The sequence below is a fragment of the Moorena sp. SIO3H5 genome (genome assembly GCF_010692395.1).
Classification (GTDB): Bacteria; Cyanobacteriota; Cyanobacteriia; order Cyanobacteriales; family Coleofasciculaceae; genus Moorena.
Genome location: NZ_JAAHHS010000768.1, coordinates 1 through 1,341, shown reverse-complemented (window position 1 = coordinate 1,341; position 1,341 = coordinate 1). Strand labels below are relative to the sequence as shown.

Sequence of the window (1,341 nt, the reverse complement as noted above, 5' to 3'; positions counted from 1 at the left end):
TATAAATCGTCAGTTAAAATAAATCGTAGGGTGGGCAGTGCTTCCTAGGAATTTCAAAGCTTGTAGTAGATTGAATCGGCACTGCCCACCAACAGAAAATTAATTGTAAAATAGATTAAAATAAATCGTAGGGTGGGCAGTGCTTCCTAGGAATTTCAAAGCTTGTAGTAGATTGAATCGGCACTGCCCACCAACAGAAAATTAATTGTAAAATAGAGTGTGAATCCTATGGTGGGCAGTAATCATACCAATTCCAAAGCTTACCATCGGGATTCTACTTACTGCCCACCCTACATCTATTACCTAGTTTCACGATTTGTGATAAAGCAGTGAAACAATAATCACAGCTATTTTATTCGAGCTTCACCAATGGTAAAAAACTTTAATAAGTGAACTTTGATCCACAAATGCTTAGGGTTAGTTTTGAGAGCCTATAGTTGGAGATAAGAGCGTTACTGAACTAAAGGCTGAATAAATTATGTCTCAACCAAACAAAGAATCTGACCCAAAAACCAGCTACTTGAAGGAGCGCATTCGTCAAGCCAAGCTTTCCTTTAACTTGCTTATCGGGGCTACAGTAATAAGCGCAATGGTGGGTTTAGCAGAGGCAGGATTATTAATGTCCAACAAGTTATCGAAGGGAGCTGTTACTACGGGCTTGGGATTAGCATCGAATATTGCTTTTGTTAAGCTAGCTAAGGATGCCAATGATAGGTTAGACGAAGCGATTAGAGAGGCAGAAGAGGAAGATGAGGATATATAGCATTTCTCAAAATATTAAGTAGTTTGGTAGTAGTGCAAGATCTAATTATTCCCTATTGCCTCTTGCCTATTCCTGGCATACCCATAACTTCTCTTTAGCCTCAGGATACCTAACAAAGTAATCTTCCAGCAATTCACAGCCCCGACGCAGCAGATCACCTAAACTTTCAACCTTCCAAATTCTGGCAGTGCCGTCTAATGAAGCAGTGGCCAGCCTCTGTCCGCAAGGGCTGAATGCTACACTTTTTACCTCGTCCTGATGCCCTGTGAGCAGGGCTAATTGATTACCCTGGTTGTCCCAAATTATGGCATTGCCGTCGGATGAAGCAGTGGCCAGCCTCTGTCCGCAAGGGCTGAATGCTACACTCCATACCGCACCCTGATGCCCTGTGACCACAGCTAATTGATTGCCCTTTTTGTCCCAAATTCTGGCAGTGCCGTCGGATGAAGCAGTGGCCAGCCTCTGTCCATCCGGGCTGAAGGCTACAGTTGATACCTCGGACTGATGCCCTGTGACCACGGCGATTTGATTGCCCTGGTTGTCCCAAATTCTGGCGGTGTTGTCGGATGAAGCAGTGA

The 1,341-nt window shown here is 44.0% G+C and carries 2 protein-coding genes; one reads left to right on the top strand and one right to left on the bottom strand.

Going from position 1 to position 1,341, the window contains the following annotated elements; genetic code table 11:
* Positions 1-478 precede the first annotated feature (478 nt).
* A complete protein-coding gene (locus F6K52_RS36370) occupies positions 479-763 on the top strand; it encodes a hypothetical protein (RefSeq protein ID WP_293090094.1) in 285 nt (94 codons plus the stop codon).
* Positions 764-829: 66 nt separating this feature from the next.
* On the opposite strand, the gene F6K52_RS36365 is transcribed toward F6K52_RS36370, so the two are convergent.
* Positions 830-1,341, bottom strand: a 512-nt coding sequence (locus F6K52_RS36365; RefSeq protein WP_293090092.1) for a WD40 repeat domain-containing protein, incomplete at its 5' end; no start/stop codon positions are given.